This is a genomic window from Niveispirillum sp. CC-CTL257, from assembly GCF_059489915.1.
On the sequence record NZ_JCAJXE010000003.1, the window covers coordinates 924,214 to 933,274 of the forward strand.

General features: G+C 61.9%; 6 protein-coding genes. 3 read left to right on the forward strand and 3 right to left on the reverse strand.

The features are described 5' to 3' along the window. Window positions 1-8 precede the first annotated feature (8 nt). From ABC729_RS20795 to ABC729_RS20805, 3 genes are all read left to right on the forward strand, one after another. On the forward strand, window positions 9-3,098 hold the full coding sequence (locus tag ABC729_RS20795) for an efflux RND transporter permease subunit (RefSeq protein WP_495609514.1): 3,090 nt from the start codon (window positions 9-11) through the stop codon (window positions 3,096-3,098). A 209-nt stretch (window positions 3,099-3,307) separates the two neighbouring features. Next, the gene (locus ABC729_RS20800; protein ID WP_495609515.1) at window positions 3,308-3,655 is read left to right on the forward strand and encodes a RidA family protein; all 348 of its coding nucleotides are present in this window, start codon (window positions 3,308-3,310) and stop codon (window positions 3,653-3,655) included. A 117-nt stretch (window positions 3,656-3,772) separates the two neighbouring features. Continuing rightward, the gene (locus tag ABC729_RS20805; RefSeq protein ID WP_495609516.1) at window positions 3,773-5,395 is read left to right on the forward strand and encodes a fumarate hydratase; all 1,623 of its coding nucleotides are present in this window, start codon (window positions 3,773-3,775) and stop codon (window positions 5,393-5,395) included. A gap of 53 nt (window positions 5,396-5,448) precedes the next feature. On the opposite strand, the gene ABC729_RS20810 is transcribed toward ABC729_RS20805, so the two are convergent. Genes ABC729_RS20810 through ABC729_RS20820 form a run of 3 tightly spaced genes read right to left on the reverse strand, consistent with a single transcriptional unit; the run spans window position 5,449 to window position 8,505 of the window. Then, complete coding sequence (locus ABC729_RS20810; protein WP_495609517.1) at window positions 5,449-5,985, reverse strand: PadR family transcriptional regulator; 537 nt, start codon at window positions 5,983-5,985, stop codon at window positions 5,449-5,451. Window positions 5,986-6,023: 38 nt separating this feature from the next. Next, window positions 6,024-6,461, reverse strand: coding sequence for a nuclear transport factor 2 family protein (locus ABC729_RS20815; protein WP_495609518.1), 438 nt, complete (start codon window positions 6,459-6,461; stop codon window positions 6,024-6,026). A gap of 28 nt (window positions 6,462-6,489) precedes the next feature. Continuing rightward, on the reverse strand, window positions 6,490-8,505 hold the full coding sequence (locus ABC729_RS20820) for an oxidoreductase (RefSeq protein WP_495609519.1): 2,016 nt from the start codon (window positions 8,503-8,505) through the stop codon (window positions 6,490-6,492). Window positions 8,506-9,061: the final 556 nt, after the last annotated feature.

The window sequence follows — 9,061 nt, forward strand, 5'->3', positions numbered from 1 at the left end:
CACCGGACATGAGCCGCGGCAATATCTCGGCGGTCGCCATCCGCCACCCCGTTCCACCCATCGTGCTGTTCATCATCCTGACGCTGGCGGGTCTGATCGCCTTCGTGAAGATGGACATCACGGGCAACCCGGATATCGACTTCCCCATCGTCAATGTGGGCGTGTCGCGTCCGGGTGCCGCCCCGTCGGAACTTGAACAGGAAGTGACGAAGAAGATTGAGGATGCGGTGTCCAACATCACGGGCATCGACCACGTCTCTTCCAACATCACCGACGGTTATTCCAACACCACGATCGAATTCAAGATCGGCTACAATACCGATCGGGCCGTCAATGACGTGCGCGATGCGGTCAGCCGCATCCGTTCCGACCTGCCGCAGGACATCTACGAGCCGCAGGTGCAGCGCTTGGATGTGACCGGCGATGCCATCCTTTATTATGCTGTCACCTCTACCCACCGCAGTGTTGAGCAGCTGTCCTGGCTGATCGACAGCGATCTGGCCCGCTCCTTGAAGCGGGTGAACGGTGTGGGTGAGGTGGAACGCCTGGGCGGGCAGAACCGCGAAATCCGCGTCAATCTCAGCCCGGAACGCATGATGGCGCTGGGCGTCACGGCGGGCGAGGTTAATTCGCAGCTGATGCAGCTGAATATCGACATGCCCGGCGGGCGTGGCGAGATCGGTGCCGCCGAACAGTCCATCCGTACCCTGGGCCGCGCCCAGAGCGTGGATGAACTCCGCAATATTGAGATTGCAGTGGCCGGCGGCCGCAAGGTTCGCCTGTCCGACATTGCCGATGTCGTGGATGGTACTTCAGAGCTGCGTGGCGTATCGCGTCTGGACGGCGTGCCGACCGTGGGCTTCGCCATCAGCCGTTCGCCCAACTCCTCAGAAGTGACCATCGCCAAGGGCGTGGATGCGGCCATTGAGCAGCTGAAGAAAGATTATCCCGATCTGACCTTCAAGCTGATCATCTCCAACGTGAAATTCACGGTGGACAGCTATTTCGCGTCCATTGAGGCGCTGGTGGTTGGTGCCATACTGGCTGTGGGTGTGGTTTGGTGGTTCCTGCGCGATATGCGGGCAACGCTGATCTCCGCGCTGGCCATGCCGCTGTCCACCATTCCGACCTTCCTGGTCATGCACTGGCTGGGCTTTACGCTGAACGGCGTGACCATGCTGGCCCTGGCTCTGGTGGTCGGTATCCTGGTCGACGACGCCATCGTGGAGATTGAGAATATCGTCCGCCATATCCGCCAGGGCAAACGCCCCTATGAGGCGGCGCTTGAGGCGGCGGATGAGATCGGGTTGGCCGTGGTGGCCACCACAATGACCATCGTCGTCGTGTTCCTGCCCGTCTCCTTCATGCCCGGCATTCCGGGGCAGTTCTTCAAGTCGTTCGGTATCACGGTGGCCGTGGCGGTGCTGTTCTCACTGCTGGTTGCGCGTCTGCTGACGCCCCTGATGGCGGCCTACTTCCTGAAGCCGTCGCAGACGGACGAGCATGAGGCCGGCCCCTGGACGCACAAGTACCTGAAGCTCCTGGACTGGTGCCTCGTCCACCGCTGGAAGACCATCGCGGCGGGTACCCTGTTCTTCTTCGCGTCGATTGGCCTGACCTTTACCCTTCCGTCCGGCTTCATGCCGTCGCAGGATATCGGCTTCTCGAACCTGCAGATGGAAATGGCGCCGGGCGTCAATCTGGAGCAGATGGATGCCGCCGTGCAGCGCGCCGCGACCGTCCTGAAGGCCCAGCCGGAAGTGGAAGTCACCTGGTCCCGCGCGGGCCGTGGTGGGCAGGTGCGCCGTGGCTCAATCATCGCCCTGTTGAAGCCGCGTGGCGACCGCATCCATCAGAAGGATTTCGAGACCCGCGTTCTGTCTGAATTGCAGAAAATTCCCGGTGTTCGCTTCTCCTTCAACTCCACGGGCGGGTTCGGTAACCGCGACGTTTCCATCATGCTGACCTCCGAAAATGGTCCGCTGCTGGATAGCCACGCCAATAAGGTGCTGGCAGAGATGCGGACACTGCCGATCCTGAAGAACGTCACCTCAACGGCTGCTCTGCAGCGCCCCGAAATCCAGATCAAGCCGATGTTCGAACGGGCGGCGGAACAGGGCGTGTCGGTGATTTCCATCGGTCAGGTGGCCAAGGTGGCCACGCTGGGCGAAATCGACACCAATTCCGCCAAGTTCAATCTGGGTGACCGTCTGGTGCCGATCCGGGTGCAGCTGGATCAGGACGCCCGTGGTGATCTGGATACCATCGCCAACCTGCGGGTCCGTACCAACACGGGTGCCACTGTACCCCTGTCGGCTGTGGCGAAGCTGGAAATGGGCTCCGGTGCCGTCCAGATCGACCGTTTTGATCGTGCCCGTCGCATCTCGGTCCAGGCTGACCTGAATGGGGCGGAACTGGGCGAGGCGATGAAGGCTATCAATGCTCTGCCGTCGATGGCCCATATGCCCTCGGGTATCTCCAAGCCGAATTATGGCGGGTCCGAGCAACTGGAGATCATGATGATGGGCTTCGCGGTGGCACTGGGCACTGCCTTCCTGCTGATCATCGCCGTGCTGATCCTGCTGTTCCACAATTTCTTCCAGCCCGTGACCATCATGACGGCGTTGCCCCTGTCCCTGGGTGGTGCGGTTGCGGGTCTGCTGATGGGCAACATGGCCCTGTCCATGCCTGCCCTGATCGGTATCTTGATGCTGATGGGTATTGTGACCAAGAACTCCATCCTGCTGGTCGAATATGCCATCGTGGCCATGCGCGACCATGGGATGGGCCGCCGTGAGGCGCTGCTGGATGCCGGTGCCAAGCGTGCGCGTCCCATCATCATGACCACCATCGCCATGGTGGCGGGCATGATCCCCATCGCCGCCGGCTGGGGCGCGGATACGGAGTTCCGTCAGCCCATGGCCGTAGCCGTGATCGGTGGCCTGATCACCTCCACCGCTCTGTCGCTGGTCTTCGTGCCCACAATGTTCACGCTAATGGATGACATCCAGAAATGGATCGGGCCGAAACTGGGCCGGATGCTGACCAACAAGGAGCCGGAGCTTCCGCTGCGGCCCCAGATGGTCGATGGCGAATAAGCCCGATATCATGAACTGATCATCATACGCCCGGATGGCCCCCATCCGGGCGTAATCATTTTACAGGTTTCAAGGGTGTTCTTGTAACAAGCAGCATGGGCTGCATGTCTGGCATTTGCCGCGACCGCTTGCGGGGCGATGCGCTTGTCCCTATCCCGGCAGGTGCCGGCCGCCATTCGGGCGCGGCCCCCATGGAAAGGACCTGTTCGGTGAGCATCACCCGCCTGCATCCCGGTCGCCGCATGAGCGAAGCCGCCATCCATAACGGCACCGTCTATCTGGCCGGCCAGGTGGCCGATGATACCAGCGTCGATATCAAGGGCCAGACGACCCAGGTCCTGGCCGCGATCGACAAGCTGCTGGCCGAGGCCGGCTCCTCCAAGTCCAAGATCCTGTCCACGACGATCTATCTCTCCTCCATCGGCAATTTCGCCGCCATGAATGAGGTGTGGGACGCCTGGGTGGACCAGGGCAACCCGCCTGCCCGCGCCACGGTGGAGGCCCGTATGGCTGCACCGGGCTATCTGGTGGAAATCGTCTGCATCGCCGCTGTCTGAGCGATGTGACGACCCCGGACCAACGGCCCTCTGGCGGGGGCCGTTGGCTTGCGCTATCTGAACGCCCATCAACGGCGGACCCCGGCCCGCCGCCCCCGAAAAGCCCCGGAGCCAGAAATGCCCGATGATGTTGTGAAGCAGAGCTTCAGCCTGTTCCCCCTGGGTCCCGACACCACGCCCTATCGCAAGCTGACCAGCGATTACGTCTCCACCGTCGACTTTGACGGCGAGACCGTGTTGAAGGTGGAACCGGAAGGGTTGCGCCTGCTGGCCGAAGCCGCCTTCATGGACATCAACCATTTCCTGCGCCCCGGCCATCTGGGCCAGTTGCGCGCCATTCTGGAGGACCCGGAAGCCTCCCCCAATGACCGGTTCGTGGCGCTGGACCTGCTGAAGAACGCCTCCATCGCTGCCGGTGGCATCCTGCCCATGTGCCAAGATACGGGTACGGCCATCATCATGGGTAAGAAGGGCCGCAAGGTCTGGACCAAGGGCGCCGATGAGGCCGCCCTGTCCGAGGGTGTGGCCGACGCCTACCGGAAGCGGAACCTGCGCTACAGCCAGGTGGCCCCGCTCTCCATGTATGAAGAGAAGAACACCCGCACCAACCTGCCGGGCCAGATCGAGATCTTCGCCGAGGGCGAAGACGCCTACAAGTTCCTGTTCATGGCGAAGGGCGGCGGGTCGGCCAACAAGACCTTCCTGTTCCAGGCCACACCATCGGTGCTGGCGCCCGACCGTCTGATCCCCTTCATTGAGGAGAAGATGGCGTCGCTGGGCACGTCGGCCTGCCCGCCCTATCACCTTTCGGTGGTGATCGGCGGTCTGTCGGCGGAGCAGAACCTGAAGACGGTGAAGCTGGCCTCGGCCCGCTATTATGACAGCTTGCCCACCCAGGGTTCCGAATCCGGCCACGCCTATCGTGACCTGGAGATGGAACAGGCCCTGTTCAAGGCGGCCCAAGGCCTGGGCATCGGCGCGCAGTTTGGCGGCAAGTATTTCTGCCACGATGTCCGCGTCATCCGCCTGCCGCGCCACGGCGCCTCCATGCCCATCGGTATCGGCGTCTCCTGCTCCGCTGACCGTCAGGCCCTGGCCAAGATCACCAAGGATGGCATCTATCTGGAACAGCTGGAGACCGATCCCGCCCGCTTCCTGCCGGAAGTGGATGAGGCTGCGCTGTCGGGTGAGGTGGTGAAGATTGACCTGACCCAGCCCATGGATGATATCCGCAAGGTGCTGAGCCAGTATCCGATCCGCACCCGTGTGTCCCTGACCGGACCGCTGATCGTGGCGCGCGACAGCGCCCATGCCAAGCTGCGTGCCCTGCTGGATGCCGGGCAGCCGCTGCCCGACTATTTTAAGAATCACCCCATCTATTATGCCGGCCCGGCCAAGACGCCGGAAGGCTATGCCTCCGGTTCCTTCGGCCCCACCACAGCGGGCCGTATGGATAGTTTTGTTGATCAGTTCCAGGCGGCGGGCGGCTCTTTCGTCATGCTGGCCAAGGGCAACCGCTCGCCCGCAGTCAAGAATGCCTGCCAGAAGCATGGCGGTTTTTATCTGGGCTCCATCGGTGGGGCAGCGGCCCGTCTGGCCCAGGACTGCATCAAAAAGGTCGAATGCATCGCCTATCCTGAACTGGGGATGGAGGCGATCTGGCGCATCGAGGTGGAGGATTTTCCGGCCTTCATCATCACCGATGACAAGGGCAACGACTTCTTCGACGCCGCGAAGTGACAGCAGACAGCGCCCCATCCACCCGGATGGGGCGTTTTACATTTCCAGACAAGTCAGTCCGATGGGGCGGACAGCAGTTCCATGGCCTGTTCGCAGAAGGCGGCGCGGTGCCGCTCATATTCTATGCCGGCTTTCAGCACCAGATGGCGAAGCTGTTGGCTCTTGTCCGTCGGCGGCGGGGTGAAATCCCGTTTCTCAATATCCTGATAGGTTTTCAGCCGGTCACGATGATGCTGCGCCAGTTCGGTCAGCGTGTCTGGCAGGGTGGTGGGGCCGACCATTGCCTCGGCCCGCAACCGCACCATCATCTCATCGCGGATGGGCAGCGGCTCCTGACGCTCCGCTGTCCAGCGCGCCAGTTCCGCCTTCCCCGCCGGCAGAACCCGGAACGCGCGCTTTCGTCCGCGCGCGCCATCAACGGCGGTCCCCTCAATCAGGCCTGCCGCCTCCAGGCGCGCCAATTCGCGATAGATCTGTTGATGCGTGGCCTGCCAGAAATAGCCGATGGAGCGGTCAAAACGCCCCGCCAGTTCCGAACCGGCACCGGGGCGTTCGATCAGGGCGGTCAGCAGGGCGTGGGGCAGGGACATGCGGACGATCCAATTAATTCGGCTTCTGCCATGCCATATCAGGCTTTGGCCTTGAAGGCCGCGATATCCTGTCCAACACGTCGCCCCATCTCTGACGCCAGGGCCTGCAAGCCGCTCAGGGGCCGGATCATCACTTCGAACTCCCGGATCAATCCCTGTTCGTCAAAGCGGATGAAGTCGATACCCTTCACCTGTTTGCCCTCCACCGTTGCGGCAAACTCCAGCACGACATTCAGGCCATCCGCCGTTACAGCGGTGCGGTGATAGGTAAAGTCACCAAAGACCCGCATAACGGTGCCGATGGCCAGCAGCAGGGCATCCGCCCCTTCATAGGCCGTATGGGCCACGGGCGACCGGAAGATCGCCTGTTCATGGGTGATGCCCTGCAGGGCGGTGATGGACTGGCTGGCGACGATCTCGTGCCAGATAGCCAGGGAGGCCGCAGCAGCCGGGTGCAGGCCGGACGGATGGGGCATGGATTGTTTCCTTCTTCTGTAAGGCGGATCAGAGGGCGGCGGCCAGACGCGTGCCCTGGTTGATGGCCCGTTTGGCGTCCAGTTCCGCGGCAACATCGGCCCCACCGATCAGGTGGACACGGATACCCCGTGCCTCCAGATCGCCCTGCAATTCCCGCAGCGGCTCTTGGCCCGCACAGATGATGATGTGATCGACATCCAGCACCTGGTCCTGGCCGCCTACAGTCACATGCAGGCCGGCATCATCGATCCGGCGATAGGTGACGCCGCCCATAGTGGCCACTCCATGCATCTTCAGCACAGTCCGGTGGATCCAGCCTGTGGTGCGGCCCAGATTCTCGCCTAACTTGCCCTCCGTGCGCTGCATCAGAAAGACCTGCCGGCCATTATGTTCCAGCTCCGGCTTGGTGCAGCCGCCCGGCTGGCGATATTCGGGATCAACGCCCCATTGTCTGAAGAAGCGCTCGGCTGATGGTGCCTCGTGCCGTTCCACCAGATAAGTGCTGACATCAAAGCCGATACCACCAGCCCCGATGACGGCCACCTTGCGGCCCACCGGCACCTCATCGCGCAGGACATCCAGGTAACCCAGGACCTTGGGGTGGTCGATCCCCTCGATCGCCGGTTTACGCGGGACCACGCCGGTGGCCAGCACCACCTCGTCAAACCTACTCTCAGCTAACATGGCGGCATCAGCCCGAGTGTTGAGCCGCACCGTGACGCCTTTCAGCTCCAGTTGCCGACGGAAGTAACGTAGGGTCTCGTTGAACTCCTCCTTGCCAGGGATTTTCCGGGCGATGTTGAACTGTCCGCCCACCTGTGCCGACGCCTCGAACAGGGTGACCTTGTGCCCGCGTTCCGCCGCTGTGACCGCAAAGGACAGGCCCGCCGGCCCCGCACCGACCACGGCGATGTTCTTAGGCGATGCCGCCGGGGCGATGATCAGCTTCGTCTCATGGCAGGCGCGCGGGTTCACCAGACAAGAGGTGATCTTGCCGCTGAAAGTATGGTCCAGGCAGGCCTGGTTGCAGGCGATACAGGTATTGATCTCATCGGCCCTGTTCTGGCGCGCCTTGGCCACAAAATGCGCGTCGGCCAGGAAGGGGCGGGCCATCGACACCATGTCGCAATAACCTTCCGCCAGCAGGTCCTCGGCCACCTCGGGCGTATTGATGCGGTTGGTGGCGATCAGCGGGATGGAAACCTTGCCCTTCAACTGCTTTGTCACCCAGGCAAACGCCGCGCGGGGGACAGAGGTGGCGATGGTGGGGATGCGCGCCTCGTGCCAGCCGATACCGGTATTGAGGATGGTGGCTCCTGCCGCCTCGATGGCCTGACCCAGCTGCACTACCTCCTCCAGGGTCGACCCACCCTCAACCAGGTCCAGCATGGACAGGCGATAGATGATGATGAAGTTCGGCCCCGTCTTCTCCCGGATACGACGGACGATCTCGACAGGCAGCCGGATACGGTTCTCGTAAGCCCCACCCCATTCATCGTCGCGATGATTGGTACGGGCGGCGATAAACTCATTGATCAGGTAACCTTCTGATCCCATCACCTCGACCCCGTCATAACCAGCGAGCTGGGCCAGGGCGGCGCAGCGCACGAAATCGGCGATGGTCTCTTCAACTTCATCGCCTGAGAGGGCGTGCGGGACGAAATGGTTGATAGGTGCCTTGATGGCTGAAGGCGCGACAAGGTCCTCCTGATAGGAGTAGCGACCGAAATGCAGGATCTGCATCGCGATCTTGCCGCCTTCCTTATGGACGGCATCCGTCACGATACGGTGATGGGCGGCCTCCTCTTCTGTCGCCAGTACGGCGCCGAATGGGGCGGGGCGCCCGCGCTCATTGGGAGCGATGCCGCCGGTGACGATCAGCCCAACCTCGCCGCGTGCCCTTTCAGCATAGAACGCGGCCATCCGTTCGAAGCCGTTGGGCGCCTCCTCCAGCCCCACATGCATCGATCCCATCAGCACACGGTTGCGCAGGCTGGTGAATCCGAGGTCAAGCGGCTGAAGCAGGTGGGGGTAGGCGGTCATGTTGTGATCCTTTATGCAACTGGTTGAATAAAACATGACCGTCCATCGGGCCTACCGCAACCTGTTTCAGAACATAGCCGGCGCTATGCCGCCTGCGTGCGCCACATGGCCTGTTACGGTGTGATTTCAGAAAAGTGATGTTTGTGTGCAGAAAGTAGTTGCGCTGGGTGTTTGGGGTGTCCTATACCCCGGCTCCCGCAGCGAAGCGGCCCTGGTGGTTGTGGCGGTGCGGACGGTTCTTGGTGGTGATAAGCCACTGACATTGTTGGACTAAGACATCATCGCAAGGCGGGCTTTGGTTCGCTTCTGTTGGTCGGTTTCGCTTTTGTCTTTTGGGTTTTGCCGGTTCGCCGGTGGTGCCGAAAAAAAGATGAGGCGGTGAAAAAAACCGGTTGACAGGGTTTGGTGGAGCGACTAGAAAGCGCCCCACCGACGCGCCGGACACGCTCTGGCGGCGATGGTGAAACGATCCCTGAAATGACTGGCGCTGCGGCGTTGGTTGTTGAAGACCCGGGGCTTGAAACCGGGTGACAGTGTATCGTTGGGTTCTTTGACA